The sequence below is a fragment of the Paraburkholderia sp. BR14312 genome (assembly GCF_040948675.1).
GTDB lineage: Bacteria > Pseudomonadota > Gammaproteobacteria > Burkholderiales > Burkholderiaceae > Paraburkholderia > Paraburkholderia nodosa_A.
In genome coordinates this window covers 129,375-153,965 of sequence record NZ_JBFPKI010000010.1, presented here as the reverse complement: position 1 = coordinate 153,965, position 24,591 = coordinate 129,375, and the positions used below count along the sequence as shown (strand labels likewise).

25 protein-coding genes and 1 pseudogene are annotated in these 24,591 nt (G+C 65.3%); 8 read left to right on the top strand and 18 right to left on the bottom strand.

What is annotated here, in order from left to right:
- Positions 1–37: 37 nt before the first annotated feature.
- Both AB3X98_RS26920 and AB3X98_RS26915 read right to left on the bottom strand, forming a co-directional pair.
- Positions 38–1,633: an efflux transporter outer membrane subunit gene (locus AB3X98_RS26920; RefSeq protein ID WP_368603743.1), complete on the bottom strand. Its 1,596-nt coding sequence runs from the start codon at positions 1,631–1,633 to the stop codon at positions 38–40.
- Between the two features lie 161 nt (positions 1,634–1,794).
- Positions 1,795–2,124, bottom strand: a complete 330-nt coding sequence (locus AB3X98_RS26915) for a hypothetical protein (protein ID WP_368603744.1) — start codon at positions 2,122–2,124, stop codon at positions 1,795–1,797.
- Between the two features lie 228 nt (positions 2,125–2,352).
- Here AB3X98_RS26915 and AB3X98_RS26910 point away from each other — a divergent pair, with 228 nt between their 5' ends.
- Both AB3X98_RS26910 and AB3X98_RS26905 read left to right on the top strand, forming a co-directional pair.
- Positions 2,353–2,877 (top strand): MarR family winged helix-turn-helix transcriptional regulator, encoded by a 525-nt coding sequence (locus AB3X98_RS26910; protein WP_368603745.1) that lies wholly within the window; start codon positions 2,353–2,355, stop codon positions 2,875–2,877.
- 150 nt (positions 2,878–3,027) lie between these two features.
- On the top strand, positions 3,028–4,584 hold the full coding sequence (locus AB3X98_RS26905) for a DHA2 family efflux MFS transporter permease subunit (protein WP_368603746.1): 1,557 nt from the start codon (positions 3,028–3,030) through the stop codon (positions 4,582–4,584).
- A gap of 64 nt (positions 4,585–4,648) precedes the next feature.
- On the opposite strand, the gene AB3X98_RS26900 is transcribed toward AB3X98_RS26905, so the two are convergent.
- The 5 genes from AB3X98_RS26900 to ada form a co-directional block, all read right to left on the bottom strand.
- Positions 4,649–5,356, bottom strand: a complete 708-nt coding sequence (locus AB3X98_RS26900; RefSeq protein WP_069264526.1) for an OmpA family protein — start codon at positions 5,354–5,356, stop codon at positions 4,649–4,651.
- A 121-nt stretch (positions 5,357–5,477) separates the two neighbouring features.
- Positions 5,478–5,960 carry a hypothetical protein gene (locus AB3X98_RS26895; RefSeq protein ID WP_368603747.1) on the bottom strand — a complete coding sequence of 161 codons (483 nt, stop codon included), beginning with the start codon at positions 5,958–5,960 and terminating at the stop codon, positions 5,478–5,480.
- Between the two features lie 220 nt (positions 5,961–6,180).
- The gene (gene gshA / locus AB3X98_RS26890; RefSeq protein ID WP_368603748.1) at positions 6,181–7,803 is read right to left on the bottom strand and encodes a glutamate--cysteine ligase; all 1,623 of its coding nucleotides are present in this window, start codon (positions 7,801–7,803) and stop codon (positions 6,181–6,183) included.
- A gap of 184 nt (positions 7,804–7,987) precedes the next feature.
- Positions 7,988–9,001 (bottom strand): DNA-3-methyladenine glycosylase, encoded by a 1,014-nt coding sequence (locus AB3X98_RS26885; protein WP_069264763.1) that lies wholly within the window; start codon positions 8,999–9,001, stop codon positions 7,988–7,990.
- 5 nt (positions 9,002–9,006) lie between these two features.
- Entirely contained in the window at positions 9,007–10,167 is a 1,161-nt protein-coding gene (gene ada, locus AB3X98_RS26880) for a bifunctional DNA-binding transcriptional regulator/O6-methylguanine-DNA methyltransferase Ada (protein ID WP_368603749.1), read from the bottom strand.
- A gap of 517 nt (positions 10,168–10,684) precedes the next feature.
- On the opposite strand from ada, the gene AB3X98_RS26875 reads away from it, so the two are divergent.
- The gene (locus tag AB3X98_RS26875) at positions 10,685–11,095 is read left to right on the top strand and encodes a VOC family protein (protein ID WP_069264534.1); all 411 of its coding nucleotides are present in this window, start codon (positions 10,685–10,687) and stop codon (positions 11,093–11,095) included.
- Between the two features lie 17 nt (positions 11,096–11,112).
- On the opposite strand, the gene AB3X98_RS26870 is transcribed toward AB3X98_RS26875, so the two are convergent.
- Positions 11,113–11,667 carry a YaeQ family protein gene (locus tag AB3X98_RS26870; RefSeq protein ID WP_069264536.1) on the bottom strand — a complete coding sequence of 185 codons (555 nt, stop codon included), beginning with the start codon at positions 11,665–11,667 and terminating at the stop codon, positions 11,113–11,115.
- 202 nt (positions 11,668–11,869) lie between these two features.
- Complete coding sequence (gene sap1, locus AB3X98_RS26865; protein ID WP_368603750.1) at positions 11,870–12,211, bottom strand: surface attachment protein Sap1; 342 nt, start codon at positions 12,209–12,211, stop codon at positions 11,870–11,872.
- A gap of 494 nt (positions 12,212–12,705) precedes the next feature.
- Here sap1 and AB3X98_RS26860 point away from each other — a divergent pair, with 494 nt between their 5' ends.
- The 3 genes from AB3X98_RS26860 (at position 12,706) to AB3X98_RS26850 (ending at position 14,436) form a co-directional block, all read left to right on the top strand.
- Positions 12,706–13,332, top strand: coding sequence for a LysE family translocator (locus tag AB3X98_RS26860; protein WP_342949142.1), 627 nt, complete (start codon positions 12,706–12,708; stop codon positions 13,330–13,332).
- 207 nt (positions 13,333–13,539) lie between these two features.
- Complete coding sequence (locus tag AB3X98_RS26855; protein ID WP_176732878.1) at positions 13,540–13,704, top strand: hypothetical protein; 165 nt, start codon at positions 13,540–13,542, stop codon at positions 13,702–13,704.
- A 351-nt stretch (positions 13,705–14,055) separates the two neighbouring features.
- The gene (locus tag AB3X98_RS26850) at positions 14,056–14,436 is read left to right on the top strand and encodes an ecotin precursor (protein WP_256094704.1); all 381 of its coding nucleotides are present in this window, start codon (positions 14,056–14,058) and stop codon (positions 14,434–14,436) included.
- Between the two features lie 57 nt (positions 14,437–14,493).
- On the opposite strand, the gene AB3X98_RS26845 is transcribed toward AB3X98_RS26850, so the two are convergent.
- The 5 genes from AB3X98_RS26845 to mnmE form a co-directional block, all read right to left on the bottom strand.
- The gene (locus AB3X98_RS26845; protein WP_256094714.1) at positions 14,494–15,498 is read right to left on the bottom strand and encodes a S1C family serine protease; all 1,005 of its coding nucleotides are present in this window, start codon (positions 15,496–15,498) and stop codon (positions 14,494–14,496) included.
- 251 nt (positions 15,499–15,749) lie between these two features.
- The gene (locus tag AB3X98_RS26840) at positions 15,750–15,986 is read right to left on the bottom strand and encodes a hypothetical protein (protein ID WP_342949141.1); all 237 of its coding nucleotides are present in this window, start codon (positions 15,984–15,986) and stop codon (positions 15,750–15,752) included.
- A gap of 153 nt (positions 15,987–16,139) precedes the next feature.
- Positions 16,140–16,328, bottom strand: a complete 189-nt coding sequence (locus AB3X98_RS26835; protein ID WP_254319355.1) for a hypothetical protein — start codon at positions 16,326–16,328, stop codon at positions 16,140–16,142.
- Between the two features lie 425 nt (positions 16,329–16,753).
- Positions 16,754–17,065 (bottom strand): DUF4148 domain-containing protein, encoded by a 312-nt coding sequence (locus AB3X98_RS26830; protein ID WP_069264556.1) that lies wholly within the window; start codon positions 17,063–17,065, stop codon positions 16,754–16,756.
- 157 nt (positions 17,066–17,222) lie between these two features.
- Entirely contained in the window at positions 17,223–18,623 is a 1,401-nt protein-coding gene (gene mnmE / locus AB3X98_RS26825) for a tRNA uridine-5-carboxymethylaminomethyl(34) synthesis GTPase MnmE (RefSeq protein ID WP_368603751.1), read from the bottom strand.
- A gap of 364 nt (positions 18,624–18,987) precedes the next feature.
- Here mnmE and AB3X98_RS26820 point away from each other — a divergent pair, with 364 nt between their 5' ends.
- Positions 18,988–19,407, top strand: a complete 420-nt coding sequence (locus AB3X98_RS26820) for a helix-turn-helix transcriptional regulator (RefSeq protein ID WP_069264560.1) — start codon at positions 18,988–18,990, stop codon at positions 19,405–19,407.
- Between the two features lie 135 nt (positions 19,408–19,542).
- On the opposite strand, the gene yidC is transcribed toward AB3X98_RS26820, so the two are convergent.
- From yidC to rpmH, 4 genes and pseudogenes are all read right to left on the bottom strand, one after another.
- The gene (gene yidC, locus AB3X98_RS26815; protein ID WP_368603752.1) at positions 19,543–21,219 is read right to left on the bottom strand and encodes a membrane protein insertase YidC; all 1,677 of its coding nucleotides are present in this window, start codon (positions 21,217–21,219) and stop codon (positions 19,543–19,545) included.
- A gap of 30 nt (positions 21,220–21,249) precedes the next feature.
- Entirely contained in the window at positions 21,250–21,480 is a 231-nt protein-coding gene (gene yidD, locus AB3X98_RS26810; RefSeq protein ID WP_028203242.1) for a membrane protein insertion efficiency factor YidD, read from the bottom strand.
- 203 nt (positions 21,481–21,683) lie between these two features.
- Positions 21,684–22,106, bottom strand: a pseudogene (gene rnpA / locus AB3X98_RS26805) (ribonuclease P protein component); the annotation flags it as partial.
- 91 nt (positions 22,107–22,197) lie between these two features.
- Complete coding sequence (gene rpmH / locus AB3X98_RS26800; protein WP_026120950.1) at positions 22,198–22,332, bottom strand: 50S ribosomal protein L34; 135 nt, start codon at positions 22,330–22,332, stop codon at positions 22,198–22,200.
- A gap of 423 nt (positions 22,333–22,755) precedes the next feature.
- Between rpmH and dnaA the strand changes: the two genes are divergently transcribed.
- Positions 22,756–24,339: a chromosomal replication initiator protein DnaA gene (gene dnaA, locus AB3X98_RS26795; RefSeq protein WP_069264564.1), complete on the top strand. Its 1,584-nt coding sequence runs from the start codon at positions 22,756–22,758 to the stop codon at positions 24,337–24,339.
- The last annotated feature ends 252 nt before the right edge of the window (positions 24,340–24,591 follow it).

Here is a 24,591-nt window from a genome sequence, read left to right as displayed (position 1 = left end):
GGTCTGAGCGTGCGCCCGCCTGCAGGGCGCATACGCCTTACTGCGGCTGGGCGGCCGTCGTAGCCGTCGTCGCTGCCGCTGGGGCCGAAGCGGCCGAAACCACTGCCGGCGCGGCGACGCTGCCGGTCTCGCGATCCATCTGCGAGGCATCCCAGCCGCCGCCCAGCGCCTTCACGAGCCCCACCGACGACACCATGCGCTGCCCGCCGATGCTCACGAGCTTCTGCTGCGCGGTAAAGGCTGTGGCCTGCGCGGAAAGCACGTTCTGGAAATCGGTCGTGCCCGCCTTGTACTCGTTCGTCACGATCGCGAGCGCATGCTGCGCCGACTCCACCGCCTGCTGCTGCACGCCGACCTCTTGCCCGAGGATGCGCTGCGAAGCGAGGTTGTCCTCCACGTCCTGGAACGCGGCCAGCACGGTTTGCCGGTACTCGGCCACCTGCTGGTCGTAGGCGGCGCGCGCGGCCTCGGTCTGGGCCTTGCGCAGCCCGGCGTCGAAGATCGTGCCGGCAAGCGACGGCCCGAGCGTCCAGAAGCGCGAAGGCAGCTGCAGCAGCTGCGACATCACCGAGCTTTCGAAGCCGCCGCTCGCGGACAGCGTGAGCGTAGGGAAGTACGCCGCGATGGCGACGCCGATCTGCTCGTTGGCGGAGGCCGCCTTGCGCTCGGCCGAGGCGATGTCGGGCCGGCGCTCGAGCAGCGCCGAAGGCATGGCGAGCGGTACCGTGGGCGGCGTGGCGGCGAGCGGCGACGGCGGGATCGAGAACGTGGAGGCCGGCTGGCCGACCAGCACGGCGATCGCATGCTCGTCCTGGGCGCGCGCCACACCGTTGTCGATCGCGGAAGCCTGCGCAGATTGCAGCTGGGTTTGCGCCTGGATCACGTCGGCGCGGCCCGCCACGCCCTGGGCGTACTGATTCTGCGTGAGCTGCAGCGACTTCTGGTACGCGACGACCGTATCGTCGAGCAGCTTCTGCTGCGCGTCGAGCGAGCGCAACGTGAAGTAGGTTTGCGCGAGCGTGGCCTGGGCCGACAGGCGCGCGTTCGCGAGATCGGCGGCGGCGCCCTGCTGGCTCGCCTCCTGCGAGCTGACCGTACGGCTCACCTTGCCCCAGAGATCGGGTTCCCAGGTGGCGTCGAGCCCGAGGTTGACGTTGTTGTTGATGCTGCCGCTCGACAATCCGCGGCTCGAGTTGGCCACGCGCGTGGGCGTGTACGAGCGCGTGCCGGCGAACGAGCCGCTGATCACGGGGAAGTACGCCGCCCGCGCCTCGCCCACGAGCGCACGCGCCTGGCGGTAGGCGGCGGCAGATTGCGCGACCGTCTGGTTGCTGGTGTTGAGCTGGTCCATCAGCGCATTGAGCTGCGCGTCGTCGTAGATCAGCCACCAGGCGCCGCGGTCGGTGGTATCGGCGGGTTGCGCGACCTTCCAGCCCTCGGGCGCTTCCTTGAACGAAGCGGGCACGGCAGCGCTGGGCCGGTGATAGTCGGGGCCGACGGCGCAGCCGGTCAACTGGAAGGTGAGCGCAGCGGCCGCGCACAGCGTCAGGATGGAAAGCGGCTTGGGCGCGCGGCGCGCCACAGACCCGGCGGGTCCAGTGGTCGCGCCGGAGCGGACGAAACGGCAAGGCATGCAAGGATTCCTGTCGATGCAACCGGCGCGCGCTCGGGCGGCCGGTCGCGCACGGGGTTGTCGCGTTGCGGCAATGGTAGCGCACACGCTAGTCACTGCACGGAATCCGAAAGCTTACGCGTTGGAAGGGTTCGCGGGTGTTACGGCGTGAGACGCACAGGTTACGCGTCGTTACGGCGGCGCTTCTGTGCGCGGCAGGCGAGCTGGCCGCCACCGCACGCGGGTGCATCCGCTGCCGGTATTGCTGCGGTTGCGGCCGCGGGCGTGGCCGCCATGACAGCGCTTGCGGCGGCGGGTTCGGGCTGCGCGCGCCGACGCTGCGCCCACACCACGGCCACCACCGCGATCGAGCCGCCCGGCAGCGCGAACATGGCCGCATACAACGCGAGCTTGCGCCAGCGCGACGACTCACCGGCCTTCGCGAAAGCGAGGCGGGCGATGTCGGTGACGGAGCGGCCAAGGCCGCCAAGCGCGTTGATGAGAAAAAGCATGATGCGGAAACGGGTGGACGTAGAAGAACGAAACTGGTTGCCTGTCATAATATTGACTATGCAATCAAATCACAACATACTTTGCAGCGCATCAATATGACTGTTGTTTTTATGCGCCGATCGCGGCGACAGAGGTGGCCGCGACCTGCTAGCTAATTTATCTGCCTGAGCAGCGAAGTAACCCGTTATAATCCGCTCGTTCTTTGAGATGCTGGAAAGCGAACTGCCATGAGCGACGGTCCTTTCGTCCCGACGAGTCTGGGCGTCGAGCCAAGTCTCGGCTATTTCCTCTCTACCGCGCGCAACGTGCTGGCCGGGCGTATCGACCGTGCGGTCGCGCCGCTTGGACTCACATCCTCGCAAATTGGTGTGATCCTTTTATTGTGGTTCGAGCGCGCGAGCACGCCCAACGAGATGTCACGCGCGCTCTCGTACGACACCGGCTCCATGACGCGCATGCTCGACCGGCTGGAGAAAAAGGGTTTTCTCGAGCGGCAGCGCAGCCAGGCGGACCGCCGGGTCGTGGAACTCGCATTGACGGACCAGGGGCGCGCGGCGGCGCAGCAATTGCCCGAACTGATTGCCGCGGAGATGTCCGAGCAGTTACGCGGCTTCTCGCCCGAAGAAGTCGCGACGCTGATTCATTTGCTGCAACGCTTCATCGCCAATGACGGCTCGACCACACCGCTGTGCGGATCGATGATCGGCGCCGGCAAGGACGCAGAAGCGCCGGCGCAGGAAGACGGCGGCTAGCAACGGCGCACGGTGCGCGGCAGCGCAACACCTGGCGTAGTTTGATCCAATCACTGTCTGGGCAGAAAATGCACAGACACGCAATAACAAGCTGGCGTGCGCTGCTCCCGTGGAGCGGCAGCAACGGCCGACTCACCAAGGACACGGAACATGGCAGCTTCTCCCGCGGTGCCCGCGCAGGCCGAACCCACACCGTTTTCCGGCGGCACGCTCGCGCTCCTCACAGTCGGGCTCGCGCTCGGGACCTTCATGGAGGTGCTCGACACCTCGATCGCCAACGTAGCGGTACCGACCATTTCGGGCAACCTGGGTGTCGCCAACAGCGAAGGCACGTGGGTCATCTCGTCGTACTCGGTCGCCTCGGCGATCGCCGTGCCGCTCACCGGATGGCTCGCGCGCCGCGTGGGCGAAGTGCGCCTCTTCACGCTCTCCGTGCTGCTGTTCACGCTGGCCTCGGCCGCCTGCGGCTTCGCCACGAACTTCGAGACGCTCATCGCATTCCGTCTCGTGCAAGGGCTCGTTTCCGGGCCGATGGTTCCACTTTCGCAGACCATCCTCATGCGCTCCTACCCGCCCGCCAAACGCGGCCTCGCGCTCGGCCTCTGGGCGATGACCGTGATCGTCGCACCCATCTTCGGACCGGTGATGGGCGGCTGGATCACCGACAATTACACGTGGCCGTGGATCTTCTATATCAACGTACCGATCGGCCTCTTCTCGGGCATCTGCGCGTACCTGCTGCTGCGCGGCCGCGAGACGAAAACGACGAAGCAGCGCATCGACGCCGTGGGCCTCGCGCTCCTCGTGATCGGCGTGTCGTGCCTGCAGATGGTGCTCGACCTCGGCAAGGACCGCGACTGGTTCAACTCGACGTTCATCGTCACGCTCGCCATCATCGCGGTGGTCGCGCTCGCGTTCATGCTCGTGTGGGAGGCGACGGAAAAGGAGCCCGTGGTCGATCTCTCGCTCTTTCGCGACCGCAATTTCGCGCTCGGCGCGATGATCATCTCGTTCGGCTTCATGGCTTTCTTCGGTTCGGTGGTGATCTTCCCGCTCTGGCTGCAGACTGTCATGGGCTACACGGCGGGCCTCGCGGGTCTGGCCACCGCGCCGGTGGGCCTGCTCGCGCTCGTGCTCTCGCCGCTCATCGGACGCAACATGCACCGGCTCGATCTGCGCATGGTCGCGAGCTTTGCCTTTATCGTGTTCGCGCTCGTCTCGCTCTGGAACTCGACGTTCACACTCGACGTGCCGTTCGACCACGTGATCCTGCCGCGCCTCGTACAGGGCATCGGCGTGGCGTGCTTCTTCGTGCCGATGACGACCATCACGCTCTCCAGCATTCCCGACGAGCGGCTCGCGAGCGCCGCGGGCCTCTCGAATTTTCTGCGCACGCTCTCGGGCGCGATCGGCACGGCGGCGAGTACGACGTTCTGGGAAGACGCCGCCATCTATCACCATGCCGTGCTGTCGGAATCGGTGACCCAGTCTTCGCCGAACACCGTCGCCTACAAGGACGCGCTCGCGAACCTCGGTTTCGCGGGGCAAAGCCTGACCGCCCAGCTCAACGACGTCGTGACGACGCAAGGCTACATGATGGCCACCAACGACTTCTTCCGCATTTCCTGCGCGATGTTTGTCGTGCTGGCTCTGCTGGTGTGGGTGACGAAGCCGAAAAAAGGCGCGGGACCGGCAATGGGTCATTGACGGTCCCGCGAAAGGGCCGCCCGCTCGAAGCCGCGGGCGACCGGGTGCGCGATGCGCTGCGTTGCTAGCGCTGTGTGATGCCGCTCGTCTGGATCTCGACGCGACGGTTCTTCGCGCGGCCTTCAGCTGTGGCATTCGACGCAAGCGGCCTCGAGAAGGCATAACCGTGCACTTCGTACTGGCCGGCGTGGAGGCCACGCGACTGGAGATAGCGGCGAACGGACTCGGCGCGGCGCACCGAGAGGCGATCGTTATAGGCCTTCGAGCCGACCGAGTCGGTGTGGCCGTCGATCACGACCGTACCGATGTTCACATCGTTGCTTTCCGTGACGAACCGGTCGAGCCTGCGCTTGCCGTCGGGCAGCAGATCGGCCTTGTCGAACGCGAAGTTGGCGTCGGCGTTCAGCGTGATCGTGCGCGGCTGAACCTGGGGCGGCGTCTCGCCGATCGGCGCCGGCGCCGGTGCCGGCGACTGCGGCGGCTGGCAGATGAACGTGATTTCACGCGGGTCGTCTTCCGGTTTGAAGCCGGCAACGGCGCGATCCACCGACGAGACGCGTAGCGGCGTCTTGCTGCCGCAGGTCTCGTTCATCCTGGCCATACAGGTTTTGGAGCTTTCGAACAGGCCGAGACATTGCACGCGATACGCTTGCGAGCCGTTAGCGAGCGTGACGATGTCGAGATTGTGGGTAGGGCCTGAGGCGGTAGTGCAGCCAGCGGCGGCGGCGATGACGGCAGCCGCGGCACTGGCAGACAGAAAGCGCAGTTTCATTGTCGATTCGAGTGGTGGTTGAGGATGAACGGCCCAGACCACACGGGCCGAAACCAGCCCAAGATACGGGTTCCTCAACCCCTCCCTCAATCAGACAATGCCCAAATCGGCCATGCGCCGATCAATGCGCGCTCGAAGCCGGCTCCGCCACGGCTGCGCCGCTCACGCCGGCGGTGTCGCCACCTGCGCCTGTGGTCGTATCGCCGGGAATCGGCGCATCGACGCCGGTTCGCACGTACTGCTTGAACGCCGCACCTGCCGACCACGGGTTGGGCTTGCAGCCGAGCGAACTGTCGCAATGCGCGGCGAAGCCGATCGTGGCCGTGCCGTCGGCGTTGGCCTGCTTCGTGATTTCATAGGCGAGCAGACGCCGGCCGCCGCCCGGGCCCGACGTCTGGATCAGCGTGTCGGTCACGGTCTGCACTTCGTACTTCGAATGACTGCGCACCCAGTCCTGGGCGCGTTGCCACCAGAGATCGCATTCCGTCTTGTCCGAACAGGTGAGCGGTGCGGTCGCGATCTGCATGACGTCGGGATTGACCTGCCCGCGCGACGCGCAGGCCGCAGTCGTCGCGCACAGCAGGATCGCAAGAATTCGTTTCATCGCGTGGATTCCTCCCAGAGTGAGCCGCATTGCGCGCGGCCCGTGCATTTTTGGTGTTTTCAGCTTCGTTCGTCCGGCGCGCCCGTCATCCGCGCGCTTCGGTAACGCGGCGCCTACCCTGGTTGGACCGCATCTGCACGCTGGTGTTGCGAGCAAATGCGGTGCCCGGGACAAACATCGATGGAATGGGTGCGCGCCGCAGCGGCGCACCGGCGGCGGCTCAGACGCTGAAGCGATTGAGCGTATACGCGCGATAGGCGGCGACGAACGCGTCGAACGAGCCGACTTCGTCGCGCTCGAGTTGCGCCTGCTCCGCGAGTGACTCGCGCGCGAGCGTTTCGAACTCCGCCGTGGCCTCGGCGTCGAGCGGACGCGCGAGGAATTGCGCTGCGTGGTGCTCGCTTTGTGCGCGTGCAAATTGCAGGAAGGACTGCTTGTTATCGCGCATGGTTTGCAGCACGCGCGCCGATGGCGTGAGCGACGGGTCGGCCAGCTTCGCGCGCTGTGTCGCGAGCGATCGCGTGTGTTCGTCGCTGCCGTGCGCCGCGTCGAGTACGGCGGCTGCGTGGCCGATCTTCTCGAACAGCGCTTCGGCCCACTCGTGCATCGGCACGTCCTTGCCGTCGCGCTTGAGCGCGAGACCCGGGCGGCGCCCTTCCTTCGTCACCAGGCCAAAGTTTTCATTCGATTCGGCATAGGCGTCGGCAGGCAGGAAAGGGCTTTCATCGAGCGCGCAGGCGAGCAGGTAGGCGTCGAGAAACCGTGCGGTCTCGAGCGAGATGCCGGTTGGCTCGAACGGGTCGATATCCATGCAGCGCACCTCGACGTACTGCACGCCGCGCGCGGCAAGGGCATGCAGAGGCCGCTCGCCCGGATGCGTCACGCGCTTGGGGCGGATCGTTGAGTAGAACTCGTTCTCGATCTGCAGCACGTTCGTGTTGATCTGCACCCACTCGCCGTCGCGATGCGTGCCGATCGCCTCGTAGGGCGGATACGGCTGGCTCACGGCCTGCGCGAGCGCCTCGAGATAGCCTGCCAGCGTGTCGTAGTCGGCGCGCAAGGCGGACTGGCCCGTCGTGTTCGAGTAGCCGAGATCGCTCATGCGCAGGCTCGTCGCATACGGTAGATAGAGCGTGTCGGCGTCGAACGTTTCGAGCTTGTGCTCGCGGCCGCGCAGGAAGCGCGCGTCGAGCGCGGGCGAGGCGCCGAACAGGTACATGAGCAGCCAGTTCGTGCGGCGGAAATTGCGGATCAGCGCGAGGTAGCGCTCCGATTGATAGTCGGTGAGCGAGGCCGTGGACTGATGATGCGCATGCAGCACGCGCCACACCTCTTCGCTCAGCGAGTAGTTGTAGTGGATGCCGGCAATGCACTGCATCGTGCGGCCGTAGCGCAGCGCGAGGCCCATGCGGTACACGTACTTGAGGCGGCCGATATTCGAGTTGCCATAGCGCGCGATGGGGATGCCGTCGTCGGTGTCGGGCAGGAGGCCCGGCATCGATTCGTTCCAGAGCATCTCGCCGTCACGCGCGAGTACCGCATAGACGTAGCGGTGCAGCTCGTCGAGTTGCGCGAGCGTGATCGAGGCATCGGGCTCGGCAGGCGTGATGATCTCGATCAGCGCTTCCGAATAGTCGGTGGTCAGCGACGGATGCGTGAGCGCCGAACCGAGCGCTGCCGCGTGCGGCGTCATGGCGAGACGGCCGTCGCGCGTCACGCGCAGGCTCTCCTTCTCGATGCCGCGCAGGCCGCGCGTGAGCGCGCCGCGATGTGGCCCGTCGCCCAGCACGGAAAGGCGCTGTGCGAGAACGTCGTTCGTGCGTGTAGAGGTCGTGTCTGACATTGAGGCAAGTCGGGCTCGGGCCGGCGGCGCAGTGCTGTGCGGCGCGCGCTCGCCGGCCGGGATTCTTTTCGGTAGCGGGCACTTTAACATCTCGCCGAAAGACCTGCTTGGGCCTGCCTCGGGCGGGGTTTTGGCCCGTCGGCGCGCGCTTCTCGCGGTGATGGCGCGCCTTTCCGGCGCTGCCCTAGCCGCCGCGCGCCGCGCCCGCGCGATCGGCGATTTCGTTCCACAAATGCATGGCCGCGTAGGCGCGCCAGGGGCTCCATGTGTCAGTGCGGGCGCGCTGTTGGGTCGCGCGCACGAGCGCCGGGTCACGCGCCGCGATGGCCTGCATCAGCACGAGATCGGTCGCGGGCCACGCGTTCGCATCGCGCCACGCGCGCATCGCGACGTATTCCACGGTCCACGGTCCGATGCCGGGCAACGCGAGCAGTCCCGCGCGCATGGTGTCGAGATCGGCGGGTTCCGGTGCGATCGCGTCGATTTGTCTGTTTTGACGCGTGCCGCGCGGCTTCTCCTGATCGTTCTGCGCGTAGTCGCGTTCGATGATCACCGCGCCGCTCGCCACGGCCTGCGCGAAGCCCTGCAGCGCGGCGACGCGCTTGCCCGGCATGCCGATGCCCGCGAGATCGGCGGCGGCGAGCGCGGCGGGCGTGGGAAAGCGCCACGCAGTGCGCGCGTGCGCATGGTCGTCGATGCGCTTGCCCACGCGTTCGACGAGGCGCCCGATGATCGTCGTCGCCGCTTTCACGCTGACCTGCTGACCGACGATCGCGCGCACCACGAGCTCGAAGCCAGACCACGCGCCCGGTACGCGCAGCCCCGGCACGGCTGCGACGAGCGGCGCGAGCCACGGGTCGCTGCGCAGATGCGCGGCGACGGCGGCGGGATCGGCCTGCAGGTCGAACATGCGCGACAGCGGCGCGGCGAGCGCCGCCGCATGCGCGCTCACGGGTCCGTCGATCTGCACGACGAGGCAATGCTTGCGCGCGTGACGGCGCACGGCGAGCGTGCCGCTCGCGCCATTGAAATCGATCGCGCGCAGCCACGCGCCGTCCTCCACCGCTTCGACGCCCGGTGTGGCGCGCCCGCTGAAGAAGCGCAGCACGCGGGGCCAGTCGTAGGGCGCGCGAAACGGCAGCTCGAGTGTGGCGCTGTGCGTCGGCGCGCTGGTTTGTGCTTCGGTTTGCGAGGCGATGGCGCTCAAGTGGCGGTCTCCGGCGTGTCGGCGCGGTCCGGGGCCGAACGGCTGCTTTTCGGGTTTTTCGCACCGTTTTGCGCACCTTGCGATGCGCGTGCTTCGCTGTCGAGCAGCGCCGCCTTGCGCTGGAGCCCCCAGCGATAACCGGCGAGCGAGCCGCCCTTCTGCACGACGCGATGGCACGGAATCGCCAGCGCCACCGGATTCGACGCGCACGCACTTGCCACGGCCCGCACCGCGCGCGGCGCGCCGAGCGTTTCGGCGATCTGCGAGTAGCTGCGCGTCTCGCCGTAGGGAATGCGCTGGAGTGCGTCCCAGACGCGCTGCTGGAACGCCGTCGCGGCAATGTCGAGCGGCAGATCGAAACGCTCGCGCCGGCCGTGCAGATACGCGTCGATCTGCGCGGCAAACGGCGCGATCGCGGCCTTGTCCTCGATGCACTGCGCGTTCGCGAAATCGGCCGTGAGTGCGGCGGTGAGTGTCGCGGCATCGTCGCCGAACGCGATCCGGCAAATGCCCTTTTCCGTTGCCGCGATGAGCACGAAGCCGATCGGCGTGGGCGTGGCGGCGTAGTGGATCGTCAGCCCCGCGCCCTTGCGGCGATAGGCGGAAGGCGCCATGCCGAGCTCGCCCGGCACGCTGTGATAGAGCCGCGACGACGAACCGAAACCGGCGTCGGCGCTTGCGCGCGTGACGTCGGCGCCCTCGCCGAGCGCGTCGCGCAGCACGGCCCCGCGCCGCGCCGCCTGGTATTGGCGTGGCGAGACGCCCAGTACGCGCTTGAAGAGCCGTTGCAGGTGAAACGGGCTCAGGTGCACGGCTTCGCCGAGCTGCGCGAGCGTGAGCCGCTCTTGCGGGTCGGCGTCCAGCGCCGCACAGGCGCGCCGCACGATTTCCAGCTCGCGCGGCAGGCCGCCCGGGCGGCAGCGCTTGCATTCGCGATAGCCGGCGGCGCGCGCGTCGTCGGCCTCGGCGAAGAATTCGATGTTCTCGTGCCGAGGCAGCCGCGACGCGCACGACGGGCGGCAGAACACGCCGGTGGTGCGCACGGCGTAGAAGAACGCGCCGTCGGCGCGGGCGTCGCGCGACGTGACGGCTTGCCAGCGGTCGGCGTCGTTCGTCCACTCGCTGTCTGGCGTCTGGCTCGGTTTGGCGGGTTTCATCGCTGGTTTCATTGCAGGGACGGCGCTCATTTGAGGCTCCTCGAAGTGCCTGTCTGTATGCCCTTACTCTAACTTCGCGTACGGACGAAGGCGCGCCGGATCTTGCGCTGTCATTGCGGTCGACATGGGCCGTGAAGGCGCGCCTGATCGCGTACTTTTATGGCCTTCGGTGAATCCCTGGTGGCGTCTTGCCGATTCCCGTGCGACAAAATGACAACTTTGCGGGTTTTCCCTTAAAAAGTTGTTGCGTCGCGACAGCCGACTCGGTATAGTCGTTCCTGTCTCCTCCATGTCTCCTCCTGATATGGATTAAGCCCGCTCACTGCAGCGGGCTTTTTTTCGTCCCCCGTTTCCCCGGCCGCAGCGCCCAAAACTATTTTCCGCCGGTTCCCACTGTTCTGCTGCCGCCCTGCTGCGGCCGATTCCGGTTGGCGCGGCTCGGTGAAATGCGCGCCTTCTGCGCGGCCCCGCGTCCACAGGTTCATCATGAGAATCCCAGCACCACCTCGAGGACGCCATGCGGATCCAGATTCGCGAGATCGATCACGTCGTTATCCGGGCCGCCGACATGGCCGCGATGACGCGTTTCTATTGCGAAGTACTCGGTTGCGAGCCGGAGCGTGAACAGCGCGATCTCGGCCTCGTGCAGTTGCGCGCGGGACGCTCGCTGATCGATCTCGTGACGATCGGCGGCCCGCTCGACCGGGGTTCCGGCGCAGCGCCTGCCGGCGCGAGCGGCAACATGGATCATCTTTGTCTGCGCGTGGAGCCGTTCGACGCCGAGGCGCTCACGTCGCATCTGACGCAGCATGGCGCGCGTCCCGGCCATGCCGTCGAGCGCTATGGGGCGGAGGGTTTGGGGCCGTCGCTGTATCTGTTCGACCCGGAAGGCAACATGGTGGAACTCAAGGGGCCGCCGCACGCTTGAGGGCGCGCAGCCTGCTTTCAGACGTTCTCGGGCGCCTTGAACACGCTCCATTCGACAGCCACTGGCTCAGCACTCGAATTGCCGATCCACGCCGCGCCGTCCTGCACCGTGCATTGCAGGCGCATGGTGCGCTCGGCCAGCGCGCCGAGCGACGCGGCAACGCCCTCGCCCAGCGACCAGACCGTCACGTTGCGCAGGCGTTCGACCTTGTTGCGCACGCCTTGCCACCAGATGTCGGAGGTGCGCCCGCCGTAGGCGATCACGATGACCTCGCCTGCACGCCCGCTCGCCTTGGCAATGCGGCGCTCGTCGGGCTGCCCGACCTCGATCCACGTTTCGATCGCGCCCGTATAGTCCTTGCGCCAGAGATCGGGCTCGTCCGTGTCGGACAGGCCCTTGCAGAATTCGAGCCGCTCGCCCGCAAACAGCGCGAACGCCGCGATGCGGACCATCATGCGGTCATCGGTTTCGGACGGATGGCGCGCGATCGTGAGCGCATGGTCGGCGTAATAGTGCCGGTCCATGTCCGCGATCTGCAGTTCTGCCTTGTAAATGGTCGATTTGAGTGCCATACCGAATTCCGGTCGCGCGAAAGCCGCACATGATAGCGAAGTTTCTAGCAAGCCATGTGCCGGTCGAGTGGACGCGCAGCGCGCGTCGATACGGCGCGCGACGCAATGCGGATGGTCTGACGAGAAAGTGACGGGGATTTGACAGCGGCGCGCGACGCGCGTGCGTCGGGCCATGTCGAGCGGCGCGTTGGGAGAGACGGCCTTACTGCTTGATGAAGCGGTCCGTGGTCCAGAGGCCTTGCTGGTCGCCATTCGCCGCGTTGACGAATTCGACGTCGTGGCCCACCACCTGTACGACGCGGAACGACTGGTTGTCGGGTGTGGACAGACACTGGAATCCCGTGAAGTATTCCTGCATCTGCTGATGCTCGCCGGCCTGCTCGTGAAGCGCGACGGCGTCGAGCTTGTCTTTCGTGAGGCACCCATAGGAGCCCGGCTTGAGTTGCACCGTTTGCTGCGGCTTGACGCTCACATCCTGAGCCTGAACCGCGACGACGCAAGCCAGGCTGGCAGCCGCGACGACGATACCGGATAGCCTTTTCATGATTGCCTCCTGCGGGTCTCTACTCAGGTTAGCTATGTATTTAACTCTCATGCCTCACCCGCGTCTTTAAAAATAGAAAACTGCCGAAAGACTGCAAGCCCGACTTGTGTGCGCTCGCAACAGCCGTGGAGGCTTGCAGCATGACGTCGAGCACCGCTATCCCATCGAGCCTGGCGCCTAGGGGCGTCCAGCAGCACTCCGAAGCATCGATTACATCGTCCTGCGCCTTATCCAACAAGGCGCGGGCGGTTATAGCCAGGATACGAAAATCGAATCCGCTTTTGATTTAAACGATTTAATAGATCGCCGCGCGCCCATGACGCATTGCACCTAAAGTCGCGCGAGCGCCCATCGGGCGCGCGCTCATTAATGGATTGGCGACAGAATAAAAAGGATGCCAGGCGCTCCATGAGGCTCTCGAAACGAAGCCGCGCGCCGCGCTTGCATAGGGCAAAAGTTCGTGGATAAATCGGGCTTCCCAATGGAGGAACCCCATGACTTTCGCTCACTGGCTACCGTTCGCGATCGCGTCGGCCATTCTCGTTGCGATTCCCGGCCCCACCGTGCTGCTGGTCGTTTCCTACGCGCTTGGCCACGGCCGCCGTTACGCGCTCGCAACCACGGCCGGCGTCGCGCTCGGCGACTTCACGGCGATGACCGCTTCCATGCTCGGACTCGGCGTGATCCTCGCGGCGTCCGCCACGCTGTTCTCGGTGCTCAAATGGATTGGCGCAGCCTATCTGATCTATCTGGGCGTGAAGCTCTGGCGCGCGCCCGTCGGCGTTGGCGACGCACCGGACACCTCCGAGACGCGCACCGGCCGCATCTTCGCGCATGCCTACGCGGTTACCGCGCTCAACCCGAAGAGCATCATTTTCTTCGTCGCCTTCGTGCCGCAGTTCATCGATCCGCATGCGGCCATGACATCGCAGATCGTCGTGTTCGAAGCCACCTTCCTCGTGCTCGCGACGCTCAACGCGCTCGTCTATGCGCTGCTCGCAGCGGCCGCGCGCAAGGTCGTGCGCAGCCCGCGCGTGCAGCGCGTCGTCAATCGTACCGGCGGCACGCTGCTCATCGGCGCCGGGCTCTTTGCCGCCGCGTGGAAAAAGGCGGCGGCATAAGCGGCGCATCCGGATCGACGGCGACCGGGATGCGGGGCCCACCCCGAGCCCCGCGAAGCGGGCTGTGATCCGGGCACGCAGGCTGCTCAGCGCGGGTTGTGATGGTTGGCGAACATTGTTTTCAAGCTTCGGTGCGCGCCCAATGTGCAAACTGTCGCGTCTTGGCTACAATGCAATTGCAAACCGCTTGACAACCAGGAGGTAATCGTGATCGAGCACGTAATACTGGGCGCGTTTCTGGTGATTCCCCTTGTCATTGTCGTCTTCCTGTTTTCCGACGAAATCCTCGAGGAGCATCGACAGCGCGTAGAAGCGGGAGACGGACATCATATGGACTGGCGTCATCCGCTACGCAGCCTTCTGCATCACTGAGCGGGAGCACGCATCGCGCGGATGAACACGCCGAAGCACACATGGGTGGCACTCGTGGATTTCGAGTTCTCCTGGATCGTACTTCGTCGCCTTGTTCGTGCCGATGGTGCTGTCCGTCGCGCTCACCCTTCTCTGTCCGTCTGCCGGGCAGCGCGGTAGCACGCCGCGCACGCACGAGGCAGAGGCGCACGGCGAGCACGCACGCTGACGGGAATCACTCCCGGCCAGCGCGCGCTGGCAAGCCACACCTCCGTAATTCAGCGTTACCACTTGCAGCACCTGTATCCAGCAATCAGGCTGACAATCGCTCGCATGTTTTCAAAGGTTCTCAGGGAGAACGACATGCGAAAGATGGCAGCCGTTTTGGTGCTGGCGGGGTGTGCGGTGGCGGCTGGCCCCGCGAGCGCGCACGATCATGGCGGTGACGTCGTGGGTGCGCTGGTTGGCGGCGCGTTGATTGGCGCCGCAGTGGGCGCCGTGCTCAACAGCGGCCCGGCGGTGGCCTACCCGGCTCAGCCGGCCTATGTGCAGCCTGCGCCCGTGTATGCCGAGCCGGCGCCGGTCTATGCCGCCTCCCCGGCCGGCGCGGCGTGTTACGACCAGTATTCGGGCCGCTACGTGCCCTGCGCGCCAGCCCAGCCCGCGCCGCCTCCGCCGCAATATGACGACGGCTACGCGCAACCCGGCTACGGACAACAGCCGGTTTATGCTCAGCCTGGCAGCGGCTGGTAATGCTTCAAGCGGCGCACGCCACGGCGCGCCGCCCATCACTTCGGTGGTTCCCCGCGTCTAGCTCGTCTGCTCGACGGGCGTCACGCTCAGGTTGAGCCGCTGCGTCAAGCGGATCACACCGATTTCCACTGTGCGATCAATGCGCGAAACGTCGAAGAGACGCTGCAGCGTGTCGATACCGTCGACCGGCACGCCGTCGATCGTTACGATCGTGTCGTCCACGCGCAGGCCGCCGAGCGCAGCAGGACTGCCCTTGACGATCTCCATCACCCGCACGCCGGTCGTCGCGCTCAGGCTGAAGTAGCGCTGCACCTTGCGTGCGATCGGCACCGTGGTGCCGGCAATGCCGATATAGGCGCGCCGCACCCGGCCGTGTGCGAAGAGTTGCGTGATGACCCACTTTGCCGTGTCGATGGCCGTGGCGAAGCAGATGGCCTGCGCGCCCGGAATGATTGCGGTATTCACGCCGATCACCTGACCCGCCGAATTGATGAGCGGACCGCCCGAGTTGCCCGGATTGAGCGCGGCGTCGGTCTGGATCACGTCGTAGATCATGCGGCCGGATTCCGAACGCAGCGAGCGCCCGAGCGCCGACACCACGCCCGTCGTCACCGTTTGCGCGAGGCCGAGCGGGCTGCCTACGGCGATCGCGATCTGCCCGACGCGCAGGCCCGCCGAGTCGCCGAGCTGCGCGTGCGGCAGCGCCTCTGCCGCGCCGATACGCAGCACGGCGAGATCCGTGCTCGGGTCGTCGCCGACAAGGTCGGCGCTTTGTGTCGTGCCGTCCGCAAGCGTCACGCTCAGCTTGCTTGCGCCATGCACGACGTGGCTGTTCGTCAGCAAATAGCCGTCCGGCGTGAACAGGAAGCCCGAGCCGCTACCGCCGCGCGCAGGCGCCTGGCCCGATGCGCGGCGCTCGACGGCAATATGCGCGACGGCGGGCTGCACGCGCTCCAGCGCGCCGATTACGGTCCGCGAATAGGCGTCGAGGAGCACGTCGTCATCGAAGCCCGGGCGCTGGCCCGCGCCGTCGGAAGGGACGCCGCGAGCCAGATCGTCAATGAAGGAAGGTCGTCTGCCCACGATCTGAATCTCCGAAAAAGTGGGCTCTACATGCAGGGGGCGCGCGACGTTTTCAAGAGCGGGCGCCGGGCCGGCCGAATCGTCAAGCTCTTGACTGCGGCTGCCAGCCCGCTGGCGAGCGCTTCGCAAAAGAAAAAAGCCCGCTCGCGCGGGCTAATCCATGCTCGGGTGACATGGCGAGGTTAAGCGGGAATTCGCGGCGCCGGGCGCTCGCGAAGCAAACTCGGGAGTCAGGCGGCCAGCGCCTCGCGCACCGCCGCGCCGGTCGCGGCCCGACGCGCTTCGAGCTCGACCATGAGCGCGTCGACCGTGCGGAACTGGGACGGCGTAATCTGGGCGAGGTCGAGCAGCGTGCCAAGGCGCTTGTACCAGTAATCGAATGAAAAGACGGCCGGCGTCGTGCCGGCGGATAACGAGGGAGCCGTCGCGCGCATGATATGCGCGATCTCTTCGTCGATGAATCTCATGAGTGCCCCCGTGCGCTGGTCCAACGCCTCGTTGTCTTGTGAAGACGTGTCTCGCCACTTTAGTTCGGCGGCGGCGCGTGTCCAGCTATCACATCGGATAGGTCAAGCTCAAAGGTCGGACGTCAACCTTTCAGACGGCTTGTTACGGTCCCCTTAACGTCGCCAGCCGTGGCCGTAATAGCCGCCCACGCCAACCCCGATATCCACCGAAGGCGCCGCATAGTAGCCCGGCGCGTAGCCGTAGGCCGGCGCAGGCGCGTACGCGTAAGGCGGCGCCACCACACAACCCGTGAGGCCGGCCGACAAGCCAGCCAGAGCAATAACGCAGAAGAGTGTTTTCATCGTCGTTCTCCTATGCCACTGATTGTCGACGAGCCACGATGCGGCAAGGGTTTGGAAAAGCAACGATGTGTGTCCACAAATTACAGCCGCACGCAGCGGGCGCTGGGCGTTCGTGGAGGCAGAGAAGGGCGCGTTAGCGAGCACAAGCGTTGAAGCCAGCGCAAAACAATCGCCCGCTTGTGGAATTTTCGATTGATCGCACTACGAATTAAATGACCTGGCAGTTAACTCGTAGTGCGCAGAGATGAGGCTGAACAAGCTTCGCTTTTGAGCAGCGGCGCCAGTTTGTTCGACGATCGCTGGAAAAAGCGCCCAGGCCCGAAGGCCCGAGCGAAGCCGTCGCGTCAACGACGGCGGAGGTATTCGTTTAGCTATGCGAAACGCCTGCGCGGGATCATCGCAGGCGTTTCAGCAGTATTGCCTTGTTACGGATGGTTATACATCGCGTTCCAGTCGGCCTTCGGCACCGCCGGGCGGCCTGCATCCGAGTTGCCGGCTGCCACGCCGCCATAGCCGCTCGTTGCGCCGTTCGCGGCGGCTACCTTGGCTTCGGCTGCGAGAAGATCGTCGGGGTAGTGCGGGTCCGCCCCTGCGCCAGGATGCCAGCCCGCCTTCGCGAGCTGTTCGAGCTCGGCGCGCACCTGGGCGCGCGTGACGGGCGCATTCGATTGCGCGAACGATGCCATCGGCACTACGAGTGCAACGGCAACGGCTACGGTCTGGATCAGGGACTTCATGCTGACTACCTCCTTTGGCTTTTGATTCGGTGCGACAACGTGTCTGCATCCGATGAGCGAAAGTCTAGGAGGATTGCCGCCGAGGGTTAACCCTCGGCCTTCGAAGGGATTGTTCCAGGCTGGAGAAGAATGGGGCGGGGCGGGGCGCGCTTGCGGGTTACTTCCCGATACAAAACCGGCTGAAAATCACGCCCAGCAGGTCATCGGACGTGAATTCGCCGGTGATCGAATTCAGCGATTCCTGCGCGAGCCGCAGCTCTTCGGCGAACAGATCGAGCAATTGCGAATTCTGGTCGGCGTGCGCCGCCGCGTGCGCGAGATGCTCGCGCGCCGCGCGCAGCGCGATGAGATGCCGCTCGCGCGCGAGATAGACGCTCTGCGCATCCGCCTGCCAGCCCGCAATGCGCAGCAACTCGGCGCGCAGCAGCCCAACACCGTCGCCCTGTTTCGCCGAAAGACGCAACTCGCACACTTCGTTGCCGTTGCCGGCACGACGCTGCGCCACTTCGGGCGGCACGCCGGTCAGGTCGGTCTTGTTGAGCACGCGCACGACCGGCACACCGGCGGGAAAGCGCGCGGCGATCACCTCGTCTTCGGCGTTCATGCCCGTGCGCGCATCGAGCAGATGCAGCACCACGTCTGCGCGGCCGATCTCGCTCCACGTGCGCTCGATGCCGATCTTTTCGACCTCGTCCTCGGTGTCGCGCAAACCTGCCGTGTCGATCACATGCAGTGGAATGCCTTCGACTTGAATGGTTTGGGAAATCTTGTCGCGCGTCGTGCCGGCAACGGGTGTCACGATCGCGAGCTCCGCGCCTGCCAGCGCGTTCAGCAGCGACGACTTGCCCACGTTGGGTTGTCCCGCGAGCACGACCGAAAGGCCCTCGCGCAGCAGCGCGCCCTGGCGCGCTTCGGAGAGCACGTGGTCGAGTTGCGCGCGAATGCGTGCGAGCTTGCCGCGGGCGTCCGCGGCCTCGAGGAAGTCGATCTCTTCCTCGGGGAAATCGAGCGTCGCCTCCACGAGCATGCGCAGCGTCACGACGTCGTCCACGAGCGCGTGGATGTCGCGCGAGAACGCGCCGTCGAGCGAGCGGCCCGCCGAACGCGCCGCCGCTTCGGTGCTCGCCTCGATCAGGTCGGCCACGGCTTCCGCCTGGGCCAGATCGAGTTTGTCGTTGAGGAACGCGCGTCGCGTAAATTCGCCAGGTTCCGCGAGGCGTAGCCCGAACTCGCGGCCGGCCTCGATGCAGCGCTGCAAAACGAGTTGCAGCACGATCGGGCCGCCGTGGCCCTGCAGTTCGAGCACGTGCTCGCCGGTGTACGAATGCGGCGCGGGGAACGACAGCGCGATACCGCGATCGAGCACCGTGCCGGCGCCGTCGAGGAACGGCACATAGCTCGCGTGGCGCGCAACCAGGTCCTGGCCCGTGAGGGCCTGCATCAACGCAGCGGTCGCCCCCGCGCCGGCGCGGCCGGCCGACACGCGCACGACACCAATCCCGCCGCGTCCGGGCGCGGTAGCAATGGCGACTATGGGATCGGAATCGGTGGCGAGCATGATGGGCGTGGACCGTAGGGCAGGACTGGAATCGGGATGGAGTGCGGGGACTCACTGCGGTCTTGCAAGCACTCGCAAAACGCGAGGCATTGTAACGCGCCGGACAGAGCGTTTTCGACTGGAAACCCAGCTAAGAGCCGTCTCGTTTTATCTTAATTTAGCTAAGATTAGTCTTAAGGAATTCTGTCGGATTTCAGATAATTCAGGCGCTGGATCTCGCCAACATCGTGCCACACGGGAATTCATGGGAGATCTCGACCGAAGTCATACGGCAACCAGAAGCAGGTGAATTATTGCTTTTATACGTTAAATGTAGCCTAACTGGTTGTCATCTTCGGCAATTTCGGGTTGCACAATCTGGCCCATGCCGACCACCAACGAAAAAGCCGCTTTTGCCGAACGTCTCAGATTCGCCATGAAGCGCGCGCCCGAAAAGCTACGCGGCAGCACCGACCTGGCGAACCGGTTCAATCTGCGCCATCACGGCGAGCATCCGGTTTCGCCGCAAACCGCTCACAAGTGGCTGAGCGGTCGCACCATTCCCACGCAGGACAAGCTGGAGACGCTGGCGAAATGGTTCGACGTGGACATCCACTGGCTGCACTACGGGCCTCCGGGCAATGCCGGCTCTGGCGTGCCGCGGCCGCGCAAGCCTGACGGCAAATATCCGGTTTCCGAGGAAACGCTCGAACTGGCCTCGAAGATCGAATCGCTCAGCGCCCATCACCGCTATCTCGTGCAGGAACTGGTCGCCCAATTCTACGGCGACGCCGAGAAGAACTAACGCGCACACACGAACGCTGCGCTCCGCGCCGTCAAGGAAATGGCGGTCCGATAAAGCAAAAAGCCGTCCGGTTCGCACCGGACGGCTTTTTTTCGAGCCTGGATTCAGGCGGCGGCATCACTGCCGCCCCGGCACTCAGGCGGGCTTCTTCTTGCCCTTACCCATCATGCGCGTGATGTAGTACTGCTGCGCGATCGACAGCACGTTGTTCACGACGTAGTACAGCACGAGGCCGGCCGGGAAGAAGAAGAACATGACCGAGAACGCGATCGGCATGAACATCATCATCTTCGCCTGGACGGGGTCCGGCGGCGTCGGGTTGAGCTTGGTCTGCACGAACATCGAAACAGCCATCAGCACCGGCAGGATGAAGAACGGGTCCTGCTGCGAGAGGTCGTGAATCCAGAGAATCCACGGCGCACCACGCATTTCCACCGACGAGAGCAGCACCCAGTACAGCGAAATGAACACAGGGATCTGGATCACCACCGGCAGGCAGCCGCCGAACGGATTCACCTTCTCCGTCTTGTAGAGCTCCATGAGCGCCGCGTTCATCTTCTGCGGGTCGCTCTTGAAGCGCTCGCGCAGCGCCTGCATGCGCGGCGTGATTTCCTTCATGCGCGCCATCGACTTGTAGCTGGCGGCGGAGAGCGGGAAGAACACGGCCTTGATAAGCAGCGTGAGCAGCACGATCGACCAGCCCCAGTTGCCCACGTAACCGTGGATCTTCTCGAGCAGCCAGAAGAGCGGCTTGGCGATGATCGTCACCCAGCCGTAGTCTTTCACGAGTTCCAGGCCCGGCGCGACGCCTTCGAGCATGCGCTCTTCCTGGGGACCTGCGAAGAGGCGTGCCTGCACGGTATTCGTCGCACCCGGTGCGATCGTGCCGAGCGGCTGCTTCATGCCCACGCGATAGAGCGCGTTGTCGAACTTCTCGACGTAGATGCTGCGCTTGACGCCTTGCTGCGGAATCCACGCGGTCGCGAAGTAGTGCTGCACCATCGCGATCCAGCCGTTATCGGCCTGGGTCACGAAGTCGGCCTTGTTCTTGTCGATGTCGCCGAACGTGATCTTCTGGAAGTGATGCTCGTTCGAGTACACCGCCGGCCCGATGAAGGTGTGCGAGAAGCGCGGCGTTTCGACCGGCTGGCTGTCACGCACGATTTCCATGTAGAGCGTGGGCGAAACCGGCGCGCCGCTGACGTTCTGCACCTTCCAGTCCACGCCGATCACGTAGCTGCCGCGCGTGAACGTGTAGGTCTTGGTGACCTTCACGCCGCCTTTCTCGGGCGACTGCAGCGCGATCTGGAAAGAGTTGGCGTCGCCAGACAGCTCGCGCGGGCCTTCGACTGCCGTGAACACGTCGTTGTGGTTCGGGAAGTCGCCGCCGAGCAGGCCGGTGCGCGCGAGGTACGTGTGGTCGTTCGTGTGGTCGAACAACGTGATGTACTGGTCGGGACCCTTGCCGTCGGCGCTTTCCTTCACGAGCGAAAGCTTCACGAGCGTGCCGCCGCGCGTGTCGATCACGCCGTCGTAGACGTCGGTGCGAAAGTGAACGAGCTGTGCTGCGGCTGCAGCCGGCTGGGCGGTGTTCGTCGGCGCCTGGCCCGCGGCGGCAGCGGCCGTCGGCAGGTCGGACGCGCCGTTGGCGGCGCTAGCCGGCGCAGGGCCGCTCGAGGCGGATTGCGTCTGCGTTTGCGTCGCGTTCGGGAAGAACATCGACTGGCGTCCATGGTCGCGCTGCCAGTTGTCGTACAGCATGACAGCTGACATGAAGAAGATGACCCATAGGACGGTGCGTTTGATATCCATGCGTTGTCTCAGTGTCGATGGAATGGCGCGTCAGCGCTTTTTCGGAGATGCAGGCGGGACGAGATCGACGCCGCCCGCCGAAAACGGATGGCAGCGGCACAGTCGCCGCGCGGCGAGGTAAGTCCCACGCGCGGCGCCATGATACTGGATTGCCTCGCGTGCGTAATCCGAACAGGAAGGATAAAAACGGCACCGGCTGCCGAGGAGGGGACTCACGGCAAGCTTGTAGAAACGCAGCAGTGCGATCAATACCGTTTGCATGGCGTTGCGGCCTGGCTGCGCCGCGTTCGATGACGAACCACGTGCCGCTTGCGCGGCGGCTACGTCGGATATGCCGGACTCGCGTGCCCCGCTCATGATGCGCGGGTCTTGCTCTCGTCCGGCGGCAAATCTTTACCGGCCTGGGCCTGCGCCGGTTCCCCGGCTGCCTGCCCACTTGGTGCCGCAGCCTGCGTTGCGCAAGGGGTGCGCGCAGATGTCGCAGGCGCAGCGCCGCCACGCCGCGTGACTTCGCGCGCGGCCTTTTCGAGCAGCGTTTCGATCTCGCCGCGGCACAAAGCTTTGAGCCCCGGCGAAGACGCGCCCGGCAGCGCCTTGCGGTCGAACTTCGTATGCAGGCGCAGCAGCAGGTCGAACCCTTCGAACTGCGCCCGGCGCACACGGAACGCTTCACGGGCAATGCGGCGCACCAGGTTGCGCGTGACCGCGCGCGGTGCGTACTTCTTGCCGATCACGAGCCCGAGCCGCGCCTCGTTGCCGGTGGGCCGGCCGTACACGACGAAGTGCTCGGTGCGGCGCCAGGGGCGCAAACGAAAAACGGATGAGAACTCATCCGTTTTCAGTAGCCTTGCGGCTTTCGGAAAAGCGGCTTGCGTTCGCGACGGCATGACGCCCCGATCAGTTACCAGGTTCGTCCTGTTCGCCGTGCTCGCGAGCGGGCCGCTACCCGTGATTTCGCTGATAGCGATGCTGCCCGACTTAGACCGCGAGGCGCTTGCGACCCTTCGCACGGCGTGCGTTGATCACTTTGCGGCCACCAGCGGTCTTCATGCGCACGCGGAAACCGTGGGTACGCTTGCGACGGGTAACGGAAGGTTGGAAAGTACGTTTCATGTTGCTCTCACTGTTGAGTTATGACCGCGGCGAGCATCGCGGAAAAAGGCAATGGCCGGTGGTACTAGGGATTGGTTTTCGAGGAACCCGCTATTTAAGCCGGTTTTTCGTTGGCCGTCAATAGCTTAGGCGATCGAACCTTCTCGAACGGCAGCGCAGCGCCTGCATCGGCCGTGGTGAGGGCACGAACGAGCGTGCGTTGATCCGTCCCTGTGGATAACTTCCTGGTGAGGGGATTTCGGCGTTAGAATCTCGCCTATCCCAAGAATCCTGCATGCCGCTCCGGCCCGCCTGCTTGCCGCAAGACCTTTGCCGCGCGGGCTTCCGGAGCCATTGCCGTCGCCTCGTCAGGGCCTCGTCGCATCCGTGCGACAAGAGCGGGGCGACCGCAACGCATGCAAACAAAACGACCACAGCAACTCGATGAACGAATTCTGGCAACACTGTTCCGCACTACTGGAGCGTGAGCTAACGCCCCAGCAGTACGTGACGTGGATTAAACCGTTGGCCCCGGTTGCCTTCGATGCTGCGGCGAACACGCTGCAGATAGCCGCTCCCAACCGTTTCAAGCTCGACTGGGTCAAGAGCCAGTTCTCGGGCCGGATCACCGATCTGGCGCGCGACTTCTGGCAGACCCCCGTCGACGTGCAGTTCGTCCTCGACCCGAAGGCGGGCATGCGCGCGCCTCACGTCGCACCGGCGCCCGCCGCCGCGTCGCGCGCGCCGCTGGCTGCCGCGCCGGCGTCCGCATCGGTCATGAGCGCAGCCGCCGCGCCGCAGCCGGCCGCCGTGACGGGCGGGACGGGACTCGCGGGCATGGTGCATGCCGCGTCGGCCGCCGCCGCGCAGGCCACGGCCGATGACGCCGCCGACCTCGATCTGCCCAGCCTCGACGCCAACGAAGCCGCCGCCGGCCGCCGCACATGGCGTCCGGGCCAGGGCGCGGCTGCGGCCGCTTCGAGCGGCGAGCCGGACCCGACCTACGAGCGCTCGAAGCTCAACCCGGTGCTCACGTTCGACAACTTCGTGACGGGCAAGGCGAACCAGCTCGCGCGCGCGGCCGCCATCCAGGTCGCCGACAACCCCGGCATCTCGTATAACCCGCTGTTCCTCTACGGCGGCGTGGGCCTTGGCAAGACCCACTTGATCCACGCGATCGGCAACCAGCTCCTGCTCGACAAGCCGGGCGCGCGCATCCGCTACATCCACGCGGAACAGTATGTGTCCGACGTGGTGAAGGCCTACCAGCGCAAGGCATTCGACGACTTCAAGCGTTACTACCACTCGCTCGACCTGCTGCTGATCGACGATATTCAGTTCTTCTCGGGCAAGTCGCGCACGCAGGAAGAGTTCTTCTATGCGTTCGAGGCGCTCGTCGCCAACAAGGCGCAGGTGATCATCACGAGCGATACGTATCCGAAGGAAATCTCGGGTATCGACGACCGTCTGATCTCGCGCTTCGACTCGGGCCTGACCGTGGCGATCGAGCCGCCGGAGCTCGAAATGCGGGTGGCCATTCTGATGCGCAAGGCGCAATCGGAAGGCGTGAGCCTGAACGAGGACGTGGCGTTCTTCGTCGCGAAGCACCTGCGCTCGAACGTGCGCGAACTCGAAGGCGCGCTGCGCAAGATCCTCGCGTATTCGAAGTTCCACGGCCGCGAGATCTCGATCGAGTTGACCAAGGAAGCGCTCAAGGACCTGCTGACGGTGCAGAACCGCCAGATTTCGGTCGAAAACATCCAGAAGACGGTGGCGGACTTCTACAGCATCAAGGTCGCCGACATGTATTCGAAGAAGCGTCCGGCGAACATCGCGCGCCCACGCCAGATCGCCATGTATCTGGCCAAGGAGCTCACGCAGAAGAGCCTGCCGGAAATCGGCGAGTTGTTCGGCGGCCGCGACCACACCACGGTGCTGCATGCCGTGCGCAAGATCGCCGACGAACGCACCAAGGACGCCCAGCTCAATCACGAGCTGCACGTGCTCGAGCAGACGCTGAAGGGGTAAGACGCATCAGGCGGCAGCGCAATGGCGGGGCGGACGTCGTATCCCGAAAGGTTTGCCCTGTTTATTTCGCGGATCGCCCCCAATTTAGGGAAGTGGTCCGTTTTCAGGCACAATATGGGTTTAACCGCCCGGCGGTCCGGGGCGGGAACCACCGCCGCGGCCTGTGCCGCATTAACCGCCTGAGCGGCGCCAAAGCCGCGTGACTTTCGTGGGGTCACGTCGGCAAAACCGGCGCCAGGCGGGCGCGCAGTC